Source organism: Marinococcus sp. LNHM5E3-2.1, from assembly GCF_056034365.1.
In genome coordinates this window covers 1-20,619 of record NZ_JBQLIB010000018.1, presented here as the reverse complement: position 1 = coordinate 20,619, position 20,619 = coordinate 1, and the positions used below count along the sequence as shown (strand labels likewise).

General features: G+C 47.3%; 21 protein-coding genes and 1 pseudogene. 14 read left to right on the top strand and 8 right to left on the bottom strand.

Going from position 1 to position 20,619, the window contains the following annotated elements; translation table 11 throughout:
* The first annotated feature begins 11 nt into the window (after positions 1 to 11).
* Genes ACTRXH_RS14725 through thrB form a run of 3 tightly spaced genes read left to right on the top strand, consistent with a single transcriptional unit; the run spans position 12 to position 3,303 of the window.
* Positions 12 to 1,313, top strand: coding sequence for a homoserine dehydrogenase (locus ACTRXH_RS14725; protein ID WP_474282777.1), 1,302 nt, complete (start codon positions 12 to 14; stop codon positions 1,311 to 1,313).
* Entirely contained in the window at positions 1,314 to 2,381 is a 1,068-nt protein-coding gene (gene thrC, locus ACTRXH_RS14720; RefSeq protein WP_091616396.1) for a threonine synthase, read from the top strand.
* Positions 2,374 to 3,303: a homoserine kinase gene (gene thrB / locus ACTRXH_RS14715; RefSeq protein ID WP_474282775.1), complete on the top strand. Its 930-nt coding sequence runs from the start codon at positions 2,374 to 2,376 to the stop codon at positions 3,301 to 3,303. The genes thrC and thrB overlap by 8 nt, the downstream gene beginning before the upstream one ends.
* Positions 3,304 to 3,374: 71 nt before the next feature.
* Here the strand turns inward: thrB and ACTRXH_RS14710 are convergent, their stop codons facing one another.
* Complete coding sequence (locus ACTRXH_RS14710) at positions 3,375 to 3,617, bottom strand: NifU family protein (RefSeq protein ID WP_022793950.1); 243 nt, start codon at positions 3,615 to 3,617, stop codon at positions 3,375 to 3,377.
* A gap of 183 nt (positions 3,618 to 3,800) precedes the next feature.
* On the opposite strand from ACTRXH_RS14710, the gene ACTRXH_RS14705 reads away from it, so the two are divergent.
* Positions 3,801 to 4,127 carry a DUF1462 family protein gene (locus ACTRXH_RS14705; protein ID WP_322526327.1) on the top strand — a complete coding sequence of 109 codons (327 nt, stop codon included), beginning with the start codon at positions 3,801 to 3,803 and terminating at the stop codon, positions 4,125 to 4,127.
* Between the two features lie 63 nt (positions 4,128 to 4,190).
* On the opposite strand, the gene ACTRXH_RS14700 is transcribed toward ACTRXH_RS14705, so the two are convergent.
* The 3 genes and pseudogenes from ACTRXH_RS14700 to ACTRXH_RS14690 all read right to left on the bottom strand — a co-directional run.
* On the bottom strand, positions 4,191 to 5,660 hold the full coding sequence (locus ACTRXH_RS14700; RefSeq protein ID WP_474282773.1) for an alkaline phosphatase: 1,470 nt from the start codon (positions 5,658 to 5,660) through the stop codon (positions 4,191 to 4,193).
* A gap of 246 nt (positions 5,661 to 5,906) precedes the next feature.
* Positions 5,907 to 6,986, bottom strand: a complete 1,080-nt coding sequence (locus tag ACTRXH_RS14695) for an NAD(P)/FAD-dependent oxidoreductase (RefSeq protein WP_474263812.1) — start codon at positions 6,984 to 6,986, stop codon at positions 5,907 to 5,909.
* Positions 6,987 to 7,436: 450 nt separating this feature from the next.
* Positions 7,437 to 7,556: pseudogene (locus tag ACTRXH_RS14690) on the bottom strand (TetR/AcrR family transcriptional regulator); the annotation flags it as partial.
* A gap of 275 nt (positions 7,557 to 7,831) precedes the next feature.
* Here ACTRXH_RS14690 and ACTRXH_RS14685 point away from each other — a divergent pair.
* The 3 genes from ACTRXH_RS14685 to dapF are packed head-to-tail and all read left to right on the top strand — an operon-like array spanning position 7,832 to position 9,217.
* Positions 7,832 to 8,044 carry a DUF1450 domain-containing protein gene (locus ACTRXH_RS14685; protein ID WP_040880932.1) on the top strand — a complete coding sequence of 71 codons (213 nt, stop codon included), beginning with the start codon at positions 7,832 to 7,834 and terminating at the stop codon, positions 8,042 to 8,044.
* Positions 7,986 to 8,363, top strand: a complete 378-nt coding sequence (locus tag ACTRXH_RS14680) for a hypothetical protein (protein WP_474282771.1) — start codon at positions 7,986 to 7,988, stop codon at positions 8,361 to 8,363. The genes ACTRXH_RS14685 and ACTRXH_RS14680 overlap by 59 nt, the downstream gene beginning before the upstream one ends.
* Entirely contained in the window at positions 8,360 to 9,217 is an 858-nt protein-coding gene (gene dapF / locus ACTRXH_RS14675) for a diaminopimelate epimerase (RefSeq protein ID WP_474282769.1), read from the top strand. Before ACTRXH_RS14680 ends, dapF begins: the two co-directional genes overlap by 4 nt.
* Positions 9,218 to 9,253: 36 nt before the next feature.
* On the opposite strand, the gene mqnE is transcribed toward dapF, so the two are convergent.
* Positions 9,254 to 10,351, bottom strand: coding sequence for an aminofutalosine synthase MqnE (gene mqnE / locus ACTRXH_RS14670; RefSeq protein WP_474282767.1), 1,098 nt, complete (start codon positions 10,349 to 10,351; stop codon positions 9,254 to 9,256).
* A gap of 217 nt (positions 10,352 to 10,568) precedes the next feature.
* Positions 10,569 to 12,194 (bottom strand): aryl-sulfate sulfotransferase, encoded by a 1,626-nt coding sequence (locus ACTRXH_RS14665; protein WP_474282765.1) that lies wholly within the window; start codon positions 12,192 to 12,194, stop codon positions 10,569 to 10,571.
* 181 nt (positions 12,195 to 12,375) lie between these two features.
* On the opposite strand from ACTRXH_RS14665, the gene ACTRXH_RS14660 reads away from it, so the two are divergent.
* Both ACTRXH_RS14660 and ACTRXH_RS14655 read left to right on the top strand, forming a co-directional pair.
* Positions 12,376 to 12,729 carry a HesB/IscA family protein gene (locus ACTRXH_RS14660; RefSeq protein WP_022794136.1) on the top strand — a complete coding sequence of 118 codons (354 nt, stop codon included), beginning with the start codon at positions 12,376 to 12,378 and terminating at the stop codon, positions 12,727 to 12,729.
* A 107-nt stretch (positions 12,730 to 12,836) separates the two neighbouring features.
* Entirely contained in the window at positions 12,837 to 13,307 is a 471-nt protein-coding gene (locus ACTRXH_RS14655) for a hypothetical protein (protein WP_474282763.1), read from the top strand.
* 38 nt (positions 13,308 to 13,345) lie between these two features.
* On the opposite strand, the gene ACTRXH_RS14650 is transcribed toward ACTRXH_RS14655, so the two are convergent.
* Entirely contained in the window at positions 13,346 to 14,335 is a 990-nt protein-coding gene (locus tag ACTRXH_RS14650; RefSeq protein WP_474263760.1) for an NAD(P)/FAD-dependent oxidoreductase, read from the bottom strand.
* Between the two features lie 388 nt (positions 14,336 to 14,723).
* On the opposite strand from ACTRXH_RS14650, the gene ACTRXH_RS14645 reads away from it, so the two are divergent.
* The gene (locus ACTRXH_RS14645) at positions 14,724 to 15,926 is read left to right on the top strand and encodes an NAD(P)/FAD-dependent oxidoreductase (RefSeq protein ID WP_474263758.1); all 1,203 of its coding nucleotides are present in this window, start codon (positions 14,724 to 14,726) and stop codon (positions 15,924 to 15,926) included.
* An 84-nt stretch (positions 15,927 to 16,010) separates the two neighbouring features.
* Here ACTRXH_RS14645 and ACTRXH_RS14640 read toward each other — a convergent pair whose 3' ends face one another.
* Complete coding sequence (locus ACTRXH_RS14640) at positions 16,011 to 16,490, bottom strand: divergent PAP2 family protein (RefSeq protein WP_474263756.1); 480 nt, start codon at positions 16,488 to 16,490, stop codon at positions 16,011 to 16,013.
* A 439-nt stretch (positions 16,491 to 16,929) separates the two neighbouring features.
* Here ACTRXH_RS14640 and ACTRXH_RS14635 point away from each other — a divergent pair, with 439 nt between their 5' ends.
* The 4 genes from ACTRXH_RS14635 to ACTRXH_RS14620 all read left to right on the top strand — a co-directional run bounded on the left by ACTRXH_RS14635 (position 16,930) and on the right by ACTRXH_RS14620 (position 20,539).
* Complete coding sequence (locus ACTRXH_RS14635; RefSeq protein ID WP_474263753.1) at positions 16,930 to 17,472, top strand: TRAP transporter small permease; 543 nt, start codon at positions 16,930 to 16,932, stop codon at positions 17,470 to 17,472.
* A gap of 28 nt (positions 17,473 to 17,500) precedes the next feature.
* The gene (locus tag ACTRXH_RS14630) at positions 17,501 to 18,775 is read left to right on the top strand and encodes a TRAP transporter large permease (RefSeq protein WP_474263751.1); all 1,275 of its coding nucleotides are present in this window, start codon (positions 17,501 to 17,503) and stop codon (positions 18,773 to 18,775) included.
* A gap of 90 nt (positions 18,776 to 18,865) precedes the next feature.
* Positions 18,866 to 19,942, top strand: coding sequence for a TRAP transporter substrate-binding protein DctP (gene dctP / locus ACTRXH_RS14625; protein WP_474263749.1), 1,077 nt, complete (start codon positions 18,866 to 18,868; stop codon positions 19,940 to 19,942).
* Between the two features lie 120 nt (positions 19,943 to 20,062).
* A complete protein-coding gene (locus ACTRXH_RS14620; protein WP_474282761.1) occupies positions 20,063 to 20,539 on the top strand; it encodes an S-ribosylhomocysteine lyase in 477 nt (158 codons plus the stop codon).
* The last annotated feature ends 80 nt before the right edge of the window (positions 20,540 to 20,619 follow it).

The following is a 20,619-nucleotide window of genomic DNA, read 5'->3' as shown; positions in this document are numbered from 1 at the left end:
GTGTAGCAGGAATGGAAAAAATTGCCGTAGGTATGCTTGGATTTGGAACGGTTGGAGCCGGTGTGGCTCAGCTGCTTGAAGAGCATAAACAAGAGCTTCAGCACCAGGTGGGTGCTGATGTGTTTTTAAAAAAAGCCCTGGTACGTGATTTGGAAAAACCGAGGACTGGTCAGGTGAGTTTGCGGGAAGACCAGCTGACGCTGGAGGCAGATGACGTGCTCGGCGACCCTGAGATTCACACGGTTGTTGAAGTGATGGGGAGTGTGGACCAGGCAAGAAAGTATATTACCCAGGCATTGCAGCAGGGCAAAAGCGTTGTTACTGCGAATAAAGACTTGATGGCCCTCCACGGGGCAGAGCTGTTAAAAATCGCAGCAGACAATCACTGTGATTTGTTTTATGAAGCGAGCGTAGCCGGAGGAATTCCGGTACTGCGGGGCCTTACGGAAGGGCTTGCCTCCGACCGGATCACAAAAATGATGGGCATCGTGAACGGAACGACCAACTATGTGCTGACGAAAATGAGCCAGGATGACCGTCCTTACCAGGAAGTCCTGCTTGAAGCGCAGGAGCTCGGATTTGCAGAAAGCGATCCTACCGCAGATGTTGAAGGTCTTGATGCTGCCAGAAAAGTAGCTATTCTGGCGAATCTCGGCTTTTCCATGAACGTGGAGCTTTCAGATGTTACCGTTGAAGGCATTACGTCCATTACAACAGATGATCTCGCCTACTGCCGGCAGATGGGCTATACGTTAAAGCTGATCGGCCTGGCTGAACGGAAAAATGGGAAGGTGGAGCTTGCAGTGCAGCCAATGATGCTGCCAAATGACCACCCGCTTTCATCGGTGCAGAACGAATACAACGCTGTGTATATTTACGGTGAAGCGGTAGGAGAAACAATGTTTTACGGCCCGGGAGCCGGAGCGCTTCCAACTGCGACAGCAGTAGTTTCGGATCTTGTCACTTCTGTACGCAATATGCGTCTCGGCGTCAGCGGCCATCATGTCGGTGAACCGTTGAATGAAAAGCACATTAAGCCGGATAATGAAGTATTTTCGAAATACTTTCTCCGCCTGCACGTGAAAGACGCCACCGGCACCTTCGCAGCTCTCACCTCGATTTTCGCTGAAGAGGATGTAAGCTTTGAACGTCTCGTTCAATGGCCGGTAGAAGGTATGGTGAACACCGCAGAAATTGTCATTATTACGCATACAACATCACTCGATGTATACAAACGGCTTCAAACGGCGTTAAACAGTCTTGATGTTGTAATAGATATTAAAAGCAGCTACCGTGTAGAGGGAGGAAGCTAAATGAGTGCTTGGCAGGGACTTTTAAAGCAGTATAAAGATTTTTTACCAGTAACGGAAAATACGCCGGCGCTTTCCCTGAATGAAGGTAATACCCCGTTAATACCACTTGAACGACTGTCGGAAGAGTGGGGCGTGAACATTCACGTGAAGACAGAAGGCACCAATCCGACGGGCTCGTTTAAAGACCGGGGAATGGTGATGGCGGTAGCGAAAGCGAAGGAAGAGGGAAGTAAAGCTATTATCTGTGCTTCTACAGGAAACACCTCTGCCGCGGCGGCTGCTTATGGTACGAGAGCAGGCCTCCGCACGATCGTTGTCATTCCGGAAGGGAAAATTGCGCTCGGGAAGCTGGCCCAGGCCGTTATGTACGGAGCCGAAGTGTTTGAAATCCAGGGCAACTTCGATAACGCGCTCGAAATCGTCCGGAGTATCAGTGAAAAAGAGCCAATCACTCTCGTGAACTCTGTGAACCCTTATCGTATTGAAGGCCAGAAAACTGCTGCGTATGAAGTTTGTGAAGCGCTCGGAAAAGCACCGGATGCCCTCTGTATCCCGGTAGGCAATGCCGGAAACATCACGGCTTACTGGAAAGGGTTTAAAGAGTACCATGAGCAGCACCAGACCGGCCTGCCAAACATGCTTGGCTTTGAAGCAGAAGGGGCAGCTGCCATTGTACGCGGCGAAGTCGTCAAAGATCCGGAAACGATCGCTACGGCTATACGTATTGGTAATCCGGCAAGCTGGGATAAAGCTATCCGGGTGACAGAAGAATCAGACGGCCGAATTGATATGGTAACAGACGATGAGATTGTTGAAGCTTATCAGCTGCTTGCCAAAACAGAAGGCGTTTTTGCAGAGCCGGCTTCCTGTGCTTCTCTGGCGGGACTTAAAAAACAGATCGATAGCGGAAAAATCAAAAAAGGTTCTTCGGTTGTCTGCGTCCTTACCGGAAACGGACTAAAAGACCCGAGTACAGCGATTGATAAAGTGACGGTGAAACCAACGGTTATTCCAAATAATGAAGAAGCATTTATGGAGCATATCAAGGGAGGAGTCGTTCGTGGCTGATAAAAGATTGTCGATCACTGTGCCGGCCAGTTCAGCGAATTTAGGACCAGGGTTTGATTCTGTAGGGTTAGCAGTCAACCGCTATCTTACGCTTTACATCGACCGGGCGGAGGAGTGGGAATTTTTCTCGAAATCATCCGAGCTCAGCAGCCTGCCAAACAAAGAAAATAATCTTGTTTATCAGGCGGCAACAGCTTACGCCGCTGAATACGATGTGGAACTGTCCCCCTGCCGCGTGGAAATGGTAAGTGATATCCCGCTCGCAAGAGGACTCGGAAGCAGTGCTTCGGCAATTATTGCCGGTATCGAACTGGCAGACGAAATGGCCGGATTGCACCGGTCGAAGGAAGAAAAAATGCAGTTTGCAAGCGGTTGGGAAGGACATCCTGACAACGTTGGCCCATCGCTGTATGGCGGCCTGATCGTCGGTGCCTACGGAGAGGAAAAAACACACGTGATGCACTGCGGTGTGCCGGATGTGGACCTTGTACTTGCCATCCCGGACAGTGAACTTCTGACTAAAAAAGCGAGAGGAGCGCTTCCTTCTGAACTTCCTTACGCCACAGCTATTCACGGAAGCGCAGTAAGTAACGTGCTGGTGGCAGCTATTTTAAAAGAAGATTGGAAAATGGCCGGTGAAATGATGGTCCGGGACGTCTTTCACCATCCGTACCGCGCAGATATGGTGCCTGGTCTGGAGGAAATGCTCAGCGGCATTCGCCAGTACGGGGCCTACGGGGCAGCATTAAGCGGCGCTGGCCCGACTATTCTCTGCTTCGTTCCGAGTGGCAGAGGGGAAGAAGTGAAGCAGGCGATCCAGGAAGACTATCCAGACTTTCGGGTCGAAACAGCCAAACCGGCTCCCTTCGGTTCAAGCGTCCACTATGTTAATCAGCCGGCCGGGGTATCAAGCTCGGTTTGAAATGGAAATGAAAGCATATAAAAAAAAGCTCAGGGCATTTAACGCCCTGAGCTTTTTATGGTTACAGTCTATTAAAATACCTGCTCGAGTTCTTTAACTCCCGGCACTTCTTCTAAAAGAGCTCGTTCGATACCGGCCTTCAGTGTAATTGTAGAGGAAGGGCATGAGCCGCATGCTCCCATTAGGCGGACCATAACGATGCCGTCTTCAATATCTACAAGTTCTACGTCGCCTCCATCGCGAAGCAGGAAGGGACGGAGCTTTTCAAGAACCTCCTGAACCTGTGCATGCATATCTTCTGTCGTTTGTGGCATGTTGATCTCTCCTTTCAATACTTTTATTATAAACCGTAGGGCTGTTATGTTCAAATGTCATCACGTATATATGCATTCTACTATGAACAGGTGCTGTTTGACAATCATTATCAACCGGGCAGGAGAAATAGTGAAGAAAGCAAAGGTATAGTATGATATAGAAAAGAGGGCAGGTGTGTGATCATGATAAAAGTTTATGGAGCAGAAAAAAAGTGTCCGAGCTGCGTGAATCTTCCATCAAGCCGGGAAACAGCAGAGTGGCTCGAAGCTGCAGTGCAGCGAAAGTATCCGGAAAATCCACCCAATGTAGAACATATTGATATTGAAGATCCGGGCTCGGCTTCTGATGCTGTGGCGGAAAAAGTCCGGCAGGAAGAATATTTTTATCCGCTCGTAACAGTGAACGGAACAGTAGTGGCAGAAGGAAACCCACGACTCAAAGCTGTCTACAGGGAAATTGATAAGACGAAAGCGCCGGCCCCGGGAACGACAGAAGAATCAAAGGAATAAAAAGACCGGACGAAAGTTAACGCTTCGTCCGGCTTTTTCAACTGCTGTCACATCCATCGCTGTTTAGCTGTCACCGTTTCCGCGGCTGTTTTCCTTGCCATTACTGGTCTGTTCGGCAGAAGCCTCCTCGATAAGCCCTTTAATGTCGGTATTGTCCATATAGCCGGTGAAATGCTCACTGCCGGCGCCGGCAGCAAAGACGGGAACCATTTCCCCGGTGTGTCCGCCGGTGTCACTCTCCGCGCGTATTTCGGTATCAAGCGAGCCTACACTGTAGTGATCAGCAATAATGGAACCAATTTCCCAGCCCACCTGATATTCAGGGTAGACCTCTCCCTCATCGTCTTCAATATTCGCACGGAAGGCTTCTAATTCTTCATTAGTTATATCAATATCTGCGTATTCCGAAAATACCTGCTGAATGCTTTCATCGGTGTATTCATCAGAGTCTTCCCGGGTTTCAAGCTGCTGGGCCATATACTCAGGGGAAACTTCAATATCTTTCAGACCTTCCACATCCATAGTTTCTGTTGCAGACATGCCAAGTGTTTCATGGTCGGAAAGCACAACAACGAGCGTATCATCCCGGTCTTCTGCCCAGGTAACGACCTGTTCGACCGTCTGGTCAAATTCGATCATTTCCTGCCATACGCCGGTAGCGTCAGCCGCATGAGCCGCATGGTCGATGCGGGCGCCTTCAACCATCATAAAGAATCCGTCATCATCCTGTGAAAGCACGTCCAGCCCGGACTCAGTCATAGCCTGCAGGGAAGGCTCTTCGCTGTCGACGTCGTCTTTATCGGTTTTATAGTTCATGTACGAATCATTAAACAGCCCAAGGAGCTTGTCCGGAGTCCCGGCTTCCTCCAGTTCTTCTTCGGTAGTCGCATACTCATAGCCGCTTTCCTGGAAATCATCCACGAGCCTGTCTTCGCTTTCTTCCTCGTCAGCTCCGAAAAATTCACCACCGCCCCCAAGCAGAACATCATATTCTTCTGCGTACTGCTGTTCGGCAATGTCTTCTTCGCTGCCGCGGTCAGCTACGCTTGCGGTAAACGCCGCCGGAGTGGCATCTGTGACCGTATTATTGGAAATAACGCCGACTTTTTTACCGTCGTCCTGATACTGATCCAGAATGCTGTCTACTTCATTGCCGTCTTCATCGACTCCGATGCTCCCGTTATTTGTTTTCGTACCGGTAGCGATGGCGGTGCCGGCCGCGGCTGAATCAGTTACGTTGTTATCGGCGGAGTAGGTGCTGGTCATACCAGTATGTTCAAGAGACTCCATGAACAGTTCGCCTTCCTTGCCGTATTCAAGCATGGAAGCAATCTCCATCTGACCCATGCCCATGCCATCTCCCACCATTACGATGACATTTTCCGGGACGTCGTCCTTAGCATTTTTACTGCTGTTTTCAGCTCCGTTGTCATTGGCATTATCATTTGCTGAGCCACTTGCGTGAAGAAGGCTTCCTGAGCTGATAACCATTCCTGCGAGTACCCCGACAGTTAACTTTTTTGAAAAATACATGCTGACCCTCCCATGATAATTCATAACTTTTGATATTTTTTGAAATTTTAGTTAATAATAAATGGGCCCGAAGAAACCGTCAACAGCGTTATATTTATTTCAGCCAAATATACTTTTAATTTTCTAAATTTTTCATATTATATATGATAATTTAATTAGTAGAAATCAATGGCTGTCTGCTGACATAAAAAAGGATCTGCATCACGGGGCAGATCCTTTCTTGTGAAACATGAAATTATTTTTTTATTATACGCCGGAATGGTTTTTGTACATCCAGAGCACACCGCTTTTTAACAGACGGGCAACGCGGCCGGTAACTGCTGCTTTAGCAGTACCGCCCATCACTCCGAAGCCGTGCTTTTTGCCTAACGATCCGAGAGTACCTTTAAGCTTGATCTCAGGCATCGTTTCCGGAAGCGGTTCGTTCTTCCATCGTTTTTTCATAATCGTGGCGATCTGTTCTGCCTGGCCCTCGGCAAGCTGGGCACTTGGAGCGTGAGGCAGGCTGGCACAGTCCCCGACGATAAAAATATTTTCATCGTTTGTCAGATGATGGTGGGGGGTTAAAATGATGCGCCCCTTCCGGTCTTTTTCCGTATTAAGCTCGCGAATGATTTTGTTGGGCTGGATGCCTGCAGTCCAAATAATCGCTTCGGACTGGATCCAGTCTTCATGGTTGTACAGGCCTTCCGCTGTCACGGTGGTGATATCGGAATTACTGATTACTTCGACGTCATGCTTTTCAAACCAGTTCTGCACATAGTTGCTGAGCCGCTTCGGAAACATTGGAAGAATGGTTTCCCCGCGGTCGAACAGGCGTATGTGAAGATCTGAGCGGCTCTCCCGCAGTTCACTGGCCAGTTCTACGCCGCTTAGGCCCGCGCCTACGATGCTGACTGCTGCTTTTGGCGGAAGGTTACTGATAGCTTCGTACGTGCGGCGTGTTGCTTCCATGCTTTGAATGCTGTAGGAGTGCTCTTCTGCTCCGGGAACCCCGTGAAAGTTGTCGACCGAGCCAAGCCCGGCAACGAGCTTGTCGTATGGAAGCGAGGAAGAATCGGACATGATCACCATCTGATTTTCCATATCGATATGGTCGATCGTGCCAAAATGAATTTTTAAACGGGAATGATCCGGGAACGGAACGCGCACCTCGTGGTCAGATTCTGTTCCGGCAGCGAGTGCGTAGTATTCCGTTTTCATACAATGGTACGGAAGTTTGTCCACTAATGTAATGTCAACATCCTGGGGGAGGTCGCTGCCGAGCACGCGCTGAAGAAAGCGCATCCCGCCATAGCCTCCACCTAATACGATAATTTTTTCCATTGTTTCTTGTCCCCCTTTGAGTAGCATGCTGTCTATGCCCGCGTGGACCAGCTGCATAAAATGATGAAGTAGTTCTTCACGATCGGTTTCAGCTCCGATGGATAGCTGATAGTAAAAATAGCTGTTAATAATATGTGCCCATCGATTCGAAGAAATGGAAGGGTCTATTTCCTGCTGGCGGACACCGCTCTCAAGGAGCTGTTCCCACGTGCGAAGCAAAGCACTGTCATGCTCGACCACATGCCGCCAGATGTGCCTGGTGAGGGAAGGATTCAGGTGAAAGTCCCCCAGGAAATACCCGGCATAGGCACGAATACGGGAAGGAAGTGTCATGCGCTGAATTTTATACGTCTGCATGTATTCCTGCACTCTGAGCAGCCGGTCCTCTGCGAGTGCACGCATGATCGACTCTTTTGTAGGGAAGTAATTGAAAAAAGTCCCTTTGGCGACTTCGGCTGAAGCCGTAATTTCCTGCACAGTCGTCTGTTCAAAGCCCTTTTCCTGAAATAAATGCACGGCAGCCTGCAGAATGCGGGAACGTGTCTGCTCTCGTTTTTCCGTTCGTTTCATAGAATCCCCCTCTGCGCAGCTGAAAGCATTTGCAAAAATAAAAAAGTTACAATAGAGAGAGAACGATTCGGTCGTGCAGTCATTAAAAATGACTGCGGTCAATTTTGATTATAGAGAGGTACAGCTGCTTTGGCAACCAATTTTAAAAATATCAAACAATTTTGTGAACGGGATATTCAAACGAATTGGTTGACGCAGCGGCCGCAGACGACTAATATAAACTCGTATAACCCGGGAAGAGGTGATGAAAGGTGAGGCCAATTATTGAGTTTTGCATGAGTAATTTGGCGAACGGCTCTCACGGGGCAATGGAAGAACTTGAAAAAGATCCGAATCTGGATGTTATTGAAGATATATGCTTAGGCTACTGCGGCCGTTGCTCTATGAATATGTACGCACTTGTGAACGGGGAGCCGGTAGAAGGGGAAGATGAAAAAGACCTTCTTGCCAATATTTATACTCATCTTGAAGAAAACCCAATGTTTTAATGCAAAAGCGTCTTTCTGCAGAAGGAAAGGCGCTTTTTTCTCAACGTTTAAAGAGGGGGAAAAAATGGATATTATTCCTTTTGAAAATACATGGCCATATGACAAAATAGGTGAAGATATTTATATTAATGAATGCCCGTACTGCGGAACCAGAAATATATTAACAGCGATGAAAGTAAAAGATTTAGAATGGGCAAAAGAGGAAATAAAAACATATATCAATATGCCGTGCTGCCATACACGCATGCATATTGTATTTGCAGATGAAGATTACTTATGGACGACAGAGCCGCTGAGACGAAGGGAGAGAAGGTCATGAGATTTACAAAAATGCACGGGCTTGGCAACAGCTACATTTATGTCGACGTATTTGAAGAAACGCTTGAAGAGCACGAGCTTCCAAGGCTTGCCCGGCAGGTAGCCGATAAAAATAAAGGGATAGGTTCAGATGGGCTGATTTTGATTGGGCCGTCGACGCATGAAGACGTGAAAATGCAGGTGTTCAATGCTGATGGATCGGAGGCGAAAAACTGCGGGAACGGGCTGCGCTGCACAGCTAAGTATGCTTACGAGCATGGTTACGTTAACAAAGAGCGTTTTACGATCGAAACGCTTGGAGGAACGATGAAAGCCACCGTTCATCCGGACAATACCGGTCAGACCGTCAGCCTGGTAACCGTCGATATGGGAGCTCCGGAATTTGACTGGGCCCAGGTTCCCGTCAAAGAGTCCGGAGAGGGAGAGCTGTCCCTTGAAGCTGCAGGCCGGTCGTGGCAGCTGATGCCTGTATCCATGGGCAACCCGCACGGAGTCATTTTTGTGGATGACACAGAGCAGGCACCCGTGGAAACTGCCGGGGCGGAGCTTGAAACACATGAAGCCTTTCCGGAAGGGGCAAACATTGAGTTCGTGCATATGCGCCGCAGTGATGTGATGGATTTTAGAGTGTGGGAGCGCGGCTCCGGTATTACCCAGGCATGCGGAACAGGTGCCTGTGCAGCCGTGGCAGCTGCAGTGGCAGCTGGTAAGAGTGAAAAAGACAAAGAGGTTACTGTGCATCTTCCCGGAGGTGATCTGTATATTACGTGGCAGTCATCAGGAAATATACTGATGACGGGAAATGCTGAGGTTATCTGTACAGGTGACTATGAAACAAGAAGGGCATCAATATAAACAAAAAGAGAGCGGGCGCCCGCTCTCTTTTTACGTCTAATAGGATTTAACAATGTTATAGAAGGTATCCCGTTCCACAGGGGTTTTTCCGGCTGTTTTAATTAGGTGGATCAATTCCTTCCGGGTGATCCCCTGGGAAGTCAGCGCGCCGACAGAATGAGAAATTCGTTCCTCGATCAGTGTGCCGTGAATATCGTCGGAGCCAAATGTGAGTGCCATCTGGGTCAGCTGGGCGCCGATATTAATCCAGTACGCTTTGATGTGATCAAAGTTATCAAGCATCAGCCGTGAAATTGCTATGGTTCGCAGATCATCAAATGCGGAGGTACGCTGGTGCAGGCCGGCATCGAGCTTGCGAGGCTGCATGGCGAGCGGGATAAAGACCATGAAGCCATTGGTTTTGTCCTGCAGGGCACGGACGCGGTCCATATGAATGAGCCGTTCCTCCTTCGATTCAATCGACCCGTACAGCATTGTGGCGTGCGTACGCATGCCAAGGTCGTGAGCGAGCTCGTGAGCTTCTAACCATTCAAATGTCGTAGCCTTGTCCGGACTCATTTTCGCACGGTAATTCTCTGTAAGAATTTCAGCGCCGCCGCCTGGAAGCGTATCGAGTCCTGCCTTTTGCAGCTCTATGAGGACTTCGCGCATGCTGATCCCTGCGTGACGGGCAAAGAATTCGATTTCGGCTCCTGTGTAGGCTTTAACCTTTGCCTGTGGGTAATGCTTTTTCAGCACGCGGATGGTGTTTAAATAATACTCAAACGGCACGTCCGTGTTGTGACCGCCAACGATGTGAAATTCCCGGATGTTGTCATTCCAGCGTTTTTCCACGTATTCAAGCAGTTCTTCTTCATGCATTGTATACGCGTTTTCTTCGCCGGGTTTGCGCTTGAATCCGCAAAACGAGCAGCTCGCTTCGCATACGTTGGTCGGGTTGATGTACATATTTTCGATAAAATAAACGTTATCCCCGTTTTTTCTTTCGTTCACCTCATTTGCCAACTGGGCCACGGTTAACAGATCTGCTGTTTCATAGAGATAGAGGCCGTCTTCAATGGATAACCGTTCTCCTTCTCGGACTTTGTCGGCAATGCGCTGCATGTCGGCGTCGCGATTCAAGGTGATCGCCATATTAATCCTTCCTTTCCGATGTACAAGAAATACTGTAAAGTTCAGCGGTTCTGCAGGCAGCTTCCGTACCGCCGTGCAAAACCTTATCTGCTGTATAGGTATATAAAAGGTGTGCTGCCAGGGAAAGACATCAAGCTAACAAGAATTTCCGGGGCTCAGTTTCTTATTATACATCGTGGTATTCCGGAAGGAAAGTAACAACGCCCAAAGCAGTTCTTCATTCGGAAGAAGTGTCCGCAGGGGAGACCAAAGAGTAATTCCATGTCTCCGGATAGAGAGGCAGCCTCTCGGCACGGTAAACAACCCGGCCGTCTCCTTCCTCGATGCCGGAAAGCTCGAGTTCGTAGACTACTTCATCTGTGGTGCCGGCAGTTTCAACCACAGTGGCCTGATAGCCTTCCTCCACCTTCTGATAGCCGGAGGTGAGCAGGCGGTTTTCGGTTTCGTACAAATAATCAGCATCGCCGACCACGTTGGAGAAAAAATCTTTTCCGCGTTCCTCACCGTAGCTCCAAACGGTCTCCACGGTGCCTTCCGCTTCATTGATACGGTACTGAATGCCCTGGCTGAAGTCCTGACTGATGGATTCATCGCCGCGGGTGACTACCCTGTTGTTATCAAACAGGAGGACATCCTTAGTGTCCGGATTGTCATCCTGGTCCGGAAGAATCATCGGAGCGTGCTGGGCGCCGGGATATTTAATATTGCCGTTTTCTGGATCGAGTACTTTTTCGGACATATCTGCAGCCCAACCCTCCGGTGCAGCCAGAATCCAGTTAATTTCCATATCCGGGTAAGTCAGGCTCATGACGGCGTCCTGATGGCGTCCGGATACGAGAATGCTTTTGTTATCTTTGTCGTACCAGATAGCGTTTTGATGCATCCAGTCACCATCGCTTTCGTTCGGGCCGGAATATTCTTCGTATGCTTCAGAAGGGAAAATGTCTTTCAAATCAAGCGTTTCCATCGTTTCGCCGGTAGATCGGTCGATTTCCACCATAGTATCTTCTTCGTAAGAATTGCTGTTGTCGTGCACGGTAACTAAAAGGTTGTTATTTGGCAATTCGATGGCGTCATGGTGAATGACGTTAGTGTCCTCGTAGCTGGGCAGATTAATTTTGTACTGATGCTGAATCTTTCCAAGCATATCCGTTTCAAAAAGATACTCATTGCGGTTATCCTCAGACTGCGAGGCCCCGAGCAGCATATTTCCATTGGAGAGCCGTTTAAACACAAAACCCCCGGTCCGGGAAGAATACCAGCGGATATCTCCCTGCTCATCCACTCCATAAGCTTTGGATTTACCAGGAGTTAAAAAAGTAAGACCGGGTTCCATCTCCGCTGGAGAGCTTTCTATTACCTCTCTGTCATGAGCGAAAGCAGGAGTATCATTAGTTTCTATGGAAACGGTCTGCTCCTGAATGTTTCCCTGACGGTCTTCGGCTTCTATAGTAACTTCGTTGTCCGTACCAGGGTAAAGTCCGAGAACAGGCACGTCATGCTCCTGGTTAAAGGCAGGGTATGTATGTGTAATGTCCTGGGCCCCGCCACGGCTGGCAACCGTTACGGTGATACGGCTGGGACTTTCTGTACGGAATTTCGTCAAAGCAGTAAGTGGAGCCTCTCCGTAAGGGTCCTGGATAATCATTGGATTGTTAAACGTATGGTTTCCGTCGATATATTCCTGCTGCCACTCCTTTTCCATTTCCTCCTGTTCTTCGATTAAACTGGCCTCGCTGCCCGTGGTGGAAGCACTTTGGAAAATTGAAAAAGAAACGGTCTGGTTAGTATTTTCTGCAATAATGATCCATCCGACGGCAAGGGCGAGGATCAGAAAAGTCATTATTTTCAAAAAACTCCTCCATACTTTAAATTTTTTAGAACTTTCTCACAAGTATAAGCAAAATGAAAGTGTTTGCCCACAAAAACGTTCGCCAGAAAAAACAAAAGAGGAATATTTGAAGAACGGAGGATAAGGGTCTATAATATAAATGAGCCTCAGATACACAAAGGAGGAAACACTAATGTTAGTATTATCGGATGCAGCAGCACAGCGTGTGCTCGACATGATTGAAGAAGAAGGCGACAGTTCACTATATATGCGTGTAGGTGTAAAAGGCGGCGGATGCACCGGCCTATCCTACGGCATGGGTTTTGATTCTATAGTAGAAGAAACTGACCAGGTGCTTGAAATCAAAGGTGTTCCAATCGTAGTAGACAGTGAGAGTGCTCCTGTCCTGGACGGCGTAAACATCGATTTCAAGGAAAACATGATGGGCGGCGGCTTCACGATCGACAATCCGAACGCCATCGCTTCCTGCGGCTGCGGCGCATCGTTTAAGACCGCAACCAAAGAAGGTACACCGGAGAAATGCTAGAAAAATAGCTTTAGAAAAAGCGGCTGTCAGTGCACAGCTGCTTTTTTTGTGTTTTACTGGTCACATACAGGCATAATTTGTAAAATGTGAAAACAGGGGAGTCAGTTATGAAAAAACGAATAATCTTTACAGGAACGCTTGGAATACTTATGCTGACAGGCTGTGGAAGCAGCTTATCAGACGAAGAAAAGCATTACATAGACAAAGTGGACGAAAGTGCCACAGACATTCACGAGCTGGATACGCAGCTTACAGAAGCCGTAAACGCTGTAGAAAATGAAGAAGAAGGGGCAGCCGAAGAATTGCAAAGCATGCAGGAAGATATTTTTGTAACAGCCTATGATAACGTCGAAGCAATCAGCGTGCCGGAGGGCGAAGACATGCAGGCAGTGTATGACGCGCACGTTTCTTATGCAAACCAATATGTGTTTATTGCTGAAGAGTTAATGAGCACCGAGGATTTGCAGCAGTCGATTGGAGAAAACATCAACCCGGTGCTTGAGCGGATGGAAGATGAGGAGAGCAGCTTTGCCGACACGGTGGAGGAAGAAACCGGCGAAGAGATCAGCTTTGAATAGCAAAAAAAAAACGATCCGTATTCGGGATCGTTTTTTTATTAAAACATATGGGAGCTGTGTCCTGGCTGGACTTTTGCCTTTGGATTAATATAATTCATCGCATTGTTGACGGCTGTAGGAGCTTCTCCGAAGCCGGTAGCAATTAATTTTACTTTGCCGTCGTAGGAAGTAACGTCTCCTGCTGCGTATACGCCCGGAATATTCGTTTCCATTTTCGTGTTTACAATGATGGAATTTTTATGAATATCAAGTCCCCATTCTTTAATAGGGCCCAGTGAAGAAACGAATCCGTAGTTGACGATCAGGGAATCAACGTCGACGATCTGCTCATCGGAGCCTTTCACTTCTTCGAAAACGACCTGCTGAATACGTTCGCCATCTCCGATAACATCTTTAACCTGAAACGGTGTGAGAATATCCACATTCGATTGGTTAAGCTGTTCGACACTGTGCTCGTGGGCACGGAATTTATCCCGGCGGTGGGCAAGAGTGACATCTGCAATCGGATCGAGCATATTTGCCCAGTCAACAGCCGAGTCGCCGCCGCCTAGAATTGTTACTTTTTCACCGGCAAACGCCTGAAGATCGTTAACAAAATAATGAAGGTTGGAATCTTCGTATGGTTCCATGCCGTCGATTTGAAGCTTCCTTGGCTGAAAGGCGCCTACACCGGCAGTGATAATAATAGTGCGGGTGTAATGGACTCCTTTATCCGTATGGAGCTCGATAAGATCATCTTCGTTGCGGATAACATTTTCTACGCTTTGTTCAAGCACTACTTCCGGATTGAACGGGTTCATCTGTTCAATTAAATTATCCACAAGCTCCTGGGCACGGACTTTCGGAAACCCTGCCACATCATATATAAACTTTTCGGGGTAGAGGGCAGCAAGCTGTCCCCCGAGCTGTGGCATACTTTCAATAATTTTAACTTTAGCCTGGCGCATTCCTCCGTAAAATGCGGTAAATAAACCGGTAGGGCCGCCGCCAATAATGGTCACATCATATATATCTGACTCTAATACCACTAAGGTACACCTCCAAGAATCTTTTCAAATTTCAATCCATTATAATACTGATTGAGAAAAATAGAAACCAATTGAGAAATTGTTTCAAGAGTTACATTGTAACATAAGCAAAATCAGTGCCAAGGGTATTTCCCTGCTGCGTTTAGGAAGAAGGGATGAAAAAAAGGTGAAAATCGGGAAAAAGGTTGAAATATTATAGCAAAACCCATAATATTAAATACGGGGTTTGTGTCTATTTTTTTACAAAAAGCAACGCGTTAAAAGCAGAAAACGAAGCGAACTTTTCTTTTTTATTAAAGAAAAGTCGGTTTGATATAGTTGTGTACGTGAAATAAATCACATACATGGGCTGCTTTTAACAAAAATCTAAAAGATGGAAGTGATTGACATGGCAGGAAAAACAAATATTGTTATTTTAGGTGCTGGCTATGCTGGTCTCGTTTCCGCTTCAAAGCTTGCAAAAGAAGTAGGAACAGACAATGCAAACATTACGCTGGTCAGCAGGCACGATTATCACTATCAGACAACCTGGCTGCACGAGCCGGCTGCAGGAACGCTTCACCATGACCGCACCCGTATTAAAGTCAGTAAAATTCTTGATTTAAATAAAATTAACTTCGTACAGGACGAAGCTACAAAAGTTGTTACAGAAGAAAAGAAAGTAACGCTTGCTTCCGGCGGCGAACTGCAGTACGACTACATTATCGTAGGCGTTGGGGCTATTTCTGAAACATTCGGCATCGAAGGCGTTTATGAAAACTCCTATCACCGCTGGACGGTGGACGGCGCCCGCCAGATGAAAGACCGCATTGAGTATATGTTTGCCCGTTATCACAGCGACGAAGCAAAAGAAGAAGACCTGACGTTTGTTGTAGCAGGCGCTGGTTTTACCGGTATGGAATTCATGGGCGAGCTGAGTGAACGTGTACCTAAGCTTTGTAAAGAGTACGATGTACCGCGCAATAAAGTGAAAATGTACGTTATCGAAGCGATGCCAACAGCACTTCCAGGCTTCGATCCGGAGCTTGTGGAATATGCCATGAATCTACTCGAAAACCGCGGAGTGGAATTCAAACTGGATTCACCGATCAAAGCAGTAACGGAAAACAGTGTAGAGTTGAATACTGGTGAATCCGTGAAAACATCGACAGTAATCTGGGCAACTGGTGTCCGCGGCAATCCGCTTATCGAGGAATCCGGTTTTGAAAACAACCGTGCCCGTGTGAAAGTTGATGACGATCTGCGTGCTCCCGGTCATGAACGCGAATTCATTATCGGTGACTGTTCTCTGATCATCAATACAGAAATCGACCGTCCGTTCCCGCCGACAGCTCAAATCGCTCTCCAGCAGGGCGAAACAGCTGCCGACAATATCAAAGCATTGATGGAAGGACGTCCGACAGAAGCATTTGTAGCTGATATCAAAGGTACAGTGGCTTCTCTCGGTGGAAAAGAGGCGATTGGCGTCGTAGGTTCGAAAAAGCTTTACGGCCGTCCTGCTTACTTTATGAAAAAAGTGATCGAAAACCGTGCACTATGGGTTCTCGGTGGCTTTGGTTTCCTGCTCCGCAAAGGACAGAGCCCGTTCTAAAAGGAATACAGGAAAATAAGAAGCCCCCGGCAAACTATGCCGGGGGCTTCTTTCGCATGAGAAGCTATACAAACTAAGAATTGATCACACAATGAAAATAGCATGAGCCGCAAACGTTATACCCACACCGAAAATAGCACCGAAAATAACTTCAATCGGCTGATGGCCAAGAAGTTCCTTCAGCTCCTGGCGTTTTTCGGGCTCGCGTTTCTGCTGCCAGGACCGGGCTTCGGTCACGAGGCGGTTGAAGTCATTAACCAGCTGATTCAAAACGGTGGCATGATAGCCCGCGTGCCTCCGGACGCCGGTAGCATCAAACATTACAATAACGCCGAAAACGATGCAGATGGCAAAAAGACTTGAATCAAAGCCCCGCTCAATACCGATAGCTGTAGAAAGAGAAGTGACCGCTGCGGAGTGGGAGCTTGGCATGCCGCCGGTGCTTGTGATGAGGGAAGCGTCCCAGGTTTTGGCAGCAATGAAACCGAGAGGTATTTTAATCGCCTGTGCTAATAAAATAGAAGATAATGCCACTAAGAGTGGGAAGTTCTGCAGTAATTCCATTCACGAACGTCCTTTCTGAATTTTGGCAGTTAGTAAGGATAAGGAACAGCCCACATTATGATAAATATAAGTACAGGCAACCATATTTTATCACATGGTATCAGGTTCGTCGTGCCATTGCTCGAAGAAAGCAGGAAAAGATAAATAAACTAAAAAGTAAATTCAACCCAGAAAAATCGCTGCTACGGAGGATCTCGGGTCTAAAGCAGGCGTCAGCACGAAATACTGGGGATTAGGTGCTAGTATATAAAGGATGAAAGAGATAAAATATACCTAAACCATTTGCAACAATTGTATATGTTAAGTATACTTACACTAACTTATTATAAAAAAATTCCATACCTACATATTCCAACAGAATGTCAGGTCTTCATCCAGCTCAAATTGCAGCAAATATTTTTTAAAAATTGAAAAAAATGCAGAAATGGGTGTTTGAAAATTGAAAATATTGAAATGGCTTGACTTAGGTCTCAAACGCACTGAAGAGACAGTCCTGTCGCTTGCGATCATTACAATAACGGTAATGGTGGCAGGTAACACCATCAGCAGGAACCTCGGTCTCGGCGGGTGGGCATTCGCAGAAGAAATCAGCCAGATTGCGATTTACATGGCCACGTTTCTCGGTCTCGGCTATGTGGCCAGGCAGGGCAGGCATATCAGCATGACGGCATTGTTTGATAATGTACCGTATAAGTTCCGAAAAACACTGGCGCTCATTATTCCGCTCGTTACAGCTTTTGTTCTGTTTACCCTGGCATATTATTCCTATGATTACGTGCTCTCCTCGCAGAACAGGGTCACCAACTACCTCCGGATTTCCTATGTGTGGATGGTTGTTTGGGCACCCATTGGCTTTTTGCTCGGAGGTATTCAGTTTTTACGGAACTTCTGGGTAAATGTGAAAAATAAAGATGTATATATCGCAGCGGAACGAAAAGACTACGATACAGAAAAAGAAGCGAAAGAATCCAACCAACTATAAAATATTCGGAGAATGAGAGGAACCAATTATGCTTTTTACATTACTTGCGATAATGGTCATCTTTTTAGCACTCGGTTTCCCTATGATGGTTCCATTAATTTTGGCTCCGCTGGTGATAGTGTTGTTTTTCTTTGATGCCGTTGATCCGTTCATCATGCTGCAGCAGATGCTTGAAGGGATATCAAGCTACGTGCTTTTAGCGGTTCCCATGTTTATCTTTGCAGCGGACATTATGTCCCAGGGCCACACATCAAAGAGGCTGCTTGATTTTATTGGCGCTTTCGTCGGCCACCTGCGGGGCGGTTATGCAATTACAACAGCTGCTGCCTGTACTATCTTCGGTTCGATTTCCGGATCTACGCAGGCTACAGTGGTAGCGATCGGCGGGCCGATGAGACAGAGGCTTTTAAAAGTAGGGTACAAAGACTCCACAGCTATTGCTTTTATTATTAATGCAAGCGATGTCGCGCTCCTCATACCACCGAGTATAGGGATGATTATGTATTCCTTAATCTCCGGTACTTCCCTGGGAGATATGTTCATTGCGGGTATTGGCCCGGGCCTTCTCGTATTTGTCTTTTTTACTCTTTATGCTTACATACACGCAAAAATTTACAGCATTCCGCTCGCAGCTAAAATTCCCTGGAAAGAGCGCGGGAAAATGACCTTTGATGCAATCTTCCCTTTATTATTTCCAGTCATTATTATTGGGGGAATTTACTCCGGGCTTTTCACACCGACAGAAGCAGCAGCAATGGCTGTCGTGTATGCCTTTGTATTGGAAGTTATTGTTTACCGTACAGTAAAGCTGAAGCAGATGTTCAGTATTGCTTTATCTTCAGGACTCGTAACGTCAGCTGTTTTTATGCTCGTAGCCGGCGGTCAGGTATTTGCATGGGTCATTCAGTTTGCCCGTATCCCTCAAATGATTACAGATACTTTTCTTGGAGGAGATCCGGGGCCAATTTATGTTTTGATTATTGTATCCATTTTCTTCTTTATCGGCTGTATGTTTGTGGATCCAATTGTAGTTATTCTGATATTGACTCCGATTTTCTATCCAGCAGCGATCCAGGCAGGGGTGGATCCGGTCCATCTAGGGGTGGTTATTACCTTCCAGGCAGCGCTTGGCTCTGCAACTCCGCCATTTGGCGTGGATATATTCACGGCGAGCGCGGTATTTAACCGGTCGTATCTCGATACGATCCGCGGGACACCTCCATTTATTGTAATGATGCTGATTATAGCAGTTCTATTGATTTCGTTTGAGCCTATTTCAACGTTTTTACTTCCTGATAATTAACGGGGGGCTGGATGAGGAAGGTGGTTGCGGATGGCCGTCTCTCCGACAGCTGTATCATTCGTGTTACTACTCAAAAGGGGGAATTTATACATGAAAAAGAAAAAGCTTGGTTTGTTGATGGGGACAACGCTCTCTACCGCAGCAGTACTCGCAGCCTGCGGTGGCGGCGGTGGCGGTGAGGAAAGCGGCGGTGGCGGCGACGGTGAAGAAACATATGAATGGACCTTTGTGACAGAGGAAAACGAAGGCCAGGTGCAGTATGAGTATGCGCAGGAATTCGCGAGCCGTATGGATGAAAAGACAGACGGCCAGGTGACAATCGAGCCGGTGGAGTTCGGCGGGCTCGGCAGTGAAGTTGACCAGGTGGAGCAGCTCCAGCAGGGAGCGGTTGAAATGGCTGTGGTCTCCCCTGGATTTACTGGAACGATGGTAGAGGAAGGCCAGGTTTTCTCGCTTCAGTTTTTGCTTCCAAATGATCAGGAAGACGTGCAGCAGGTGTTGAATGAAAGTGAAGCACTAAATGATACGTTAGCTGCCAGATATGAAGAAGAGGACATTATGCCGCTTTCCTTCTGGAGTGAAGGAGCGATGCAGTGGACCGGGAACAAGGCCATTGAGTCCCCGGATGATTTCAACGGCTTCCAAATGAGAACCCAGAACTCCCCGCTGCTTCAGCAGACATACCGTGAATACGGTGCGGATCCGCAGGTTCTGAGTGCCGGGGAGCTTTATACTTCCCTTGATAACGGTACAGTGGACGGACAGGAGAATCCATTGTTCTTCATCGAAGCTTCATCCTACGACGAAGTACAGAGTCACTTGATGATTTCCAATCAAAACTCTTATGTAGCAATGACGACAGTGAACCCGCAGTTCTATAATGAGCTTCCGGATGATCTGAAAGAAACATTTGACGAAACAATAACGGAAATGCAGGACTGGGTGTATGACGAACAGGTTGAGCAGAACGAGCAGGCCCGTGAGACCATGACCAGTGAATCCGATATTGAACAGGTGGAACTGAGTGAAGACCAGCGTGCTGAATTCCGGGAAGTGACTATGCCGATGCGTGATTACTATGTAGAGGAAGTCGGCGGTGACGCAGAAGAAATTCTGACGACGCTTGAAGGCGAAATTGAAGAAATCACCGGTGAATCAGTCGAATAGTATACTTTTAAACCCCGACATCTGCTCGGGGTTTTTTGTCCGCAATTGTTTAATTTGGAATCACGGACGGGAAAAGATACAATGGAAAGAAGAAAATGATAAAGGAGTGAACGTAACAATATGGCAAAAGTAGAAAGCTTTGAACTCGATCATACGAAGGTAGTTGCTCCGTACGTCCGTCAGGCAGGCGTGCAGAAGGTTGGAAGCGACGGTATCGTCACTAAATTTGATATTCGTTTCTGCCAGCCGAACGAAGATAACCTTGAGCCACCGACGATTCATACGATGGAGCATTTGCTTGCTTTAAATATTCGCGAATATGCTGAAGACTACGACCATTTTGAAGTTATTGATCTGTCGCCAATGGGATGTCAGACAGGCTTTTATCTGATTATGAATGGGGAGCCGGCGGTAAGTGAGATCATCGATATTCTTGAGAAGACGATGAAAGACGGAGTAGAAGTTACCGAAGTGCCTGCAGCAACTGAACTGCAGTGCGGCCAGGCGAAGCTTCATGATCTTGAAGGCGCCAAGCAGGTATTCCGCAACTGGCTCAACCAGGACAAAGCTTCACTCGAACGCGTATTTGAATCATAATTATTAAGCATCCTTCCGGAACACCCGGAAGGATGCTTTTATTAGTTTGCAGTGTTTGTAAATATCAGTATGTAAAAAAG

Coding starts and splice junctions, on each gene's coding strand:
- ACTRXH_RS14725 (WP_474282777.1), top strand. CDS start 12: ATGGAAAAAATTGCCGTAGGTATGCTTGGATTTGGAACGGTTGGAGCC.
- thrC (WP_091616396.1), top strand. CDS start 1,314: ATGAGTGCTTGGCAGGGACTTTTAAAGCAGTATAAAGATTTTTTACCA.
- ACTRXH_RS14710 (WP_022793950.1), bottom strand. CDS start 3,617: ATGCCACAAACGACAGAAGATATGCATGCACAGGTTCAGGAGGTTCTT.
- ACTRXH_RS14705 (WP_322526327.1), top strand. CDS start 3,801: ATGATAAAAGTTTATGGAGCAGAAAAAAAGTGTCCGAGCTGCGTGAAT.
- ACTRXH_RS14700 (WP_474282773.1), bottom strand. CDS start 5,660: ATGTATTTTTCAAAAAAGTTAACTGTCGGGGTACTCGCAGGAATGGTT.
- ACTRXH_RS14695 (WP_474263812.1), bottom strand. CDS start 6,986: ATGGAAAAAATTATCGTATTAGGTGGAGGCTATGGCGGGATGCGCTTT.
- ACTRXH_RS14685 (WP_040880932.1), top strand. CDS start 7,832: ATGAGTAATTTGGCGAACGGCTCTCACGGGGCAATGGAAGAACTTGAA.
- ACTRXH_RS14680 (WP_474282771.1), top strand. CDS start 7,986: ATGAAAAAGACCTTCTTGCCAATATTTATACTCATCTTGAAGAAAACC.
- dapF (WP_474282769.1), top strand. CDS start 8,360: ATGAGATTTACAAAAATGCACGGGCTTGGCAACAGCTACATTTATGTC.
- mqnE (WP_474282767.1), bottom strand. CDS start 10,351: ATGGCGATCACCTTGAATCGCGACGCCGACATGCAGCGCATTGCCGAC.
- ACTRXH_RS14665 (WP_474282765.1), bottom strand. CDS start 12,194: ATGACTTTTCTGATCCTCGCCCTTGCCGTCGGATGGATCATTATTGCA.
- ACTRXH_RS14660 (WP_022794136.1), top strand. CDS start 12,376: ATGTTAGTATTATCGGATGCAGCAGCACAGCGTGTGCTCGACATGATT.
- ACTRXH_RS14655 (WP_474282763.1), top strand. CDS start 12,837: ATGAAAAAACGAATAATCTTTACAGGAACGCTTGGAATACTTATGCTG.
- ACTRXH_RS14645 (WP_474263758.1), top strand. CDS start 14,724: ATGGCAGGAAAAACAAATATTGTTATTTTAGGTGCTGGCTATGCTGGT.
- ACTRXH_RS14640 (WP_474263756.1), bottom strand. CDS start 16,490: ATGGAATTACTGCAGAACTTCCCACTCTTAGTGGCATTATCTTCTATT.
- ACTRXH_RS14630 (WP_474263751.1), top strand. CDS start 17,501: ATGCTTTTTACATTACTTGCGATAATGGTCATCTTTTTAGCACTCGGT.
- dctP (WP_474263749.1), top strand. CDS start 18,866: ATGAAAAAGAAAAAGCTTGGTTTGTTGATGGGGACAACGCTCTCTACC.
- ACTRXH_RS14620 (WP_474282761.1), top strand. CDS start 20,063: ATGGCAAAAGTAGAAAGCTTTGAACTCGATCATACGAAGGTAGTTGCT.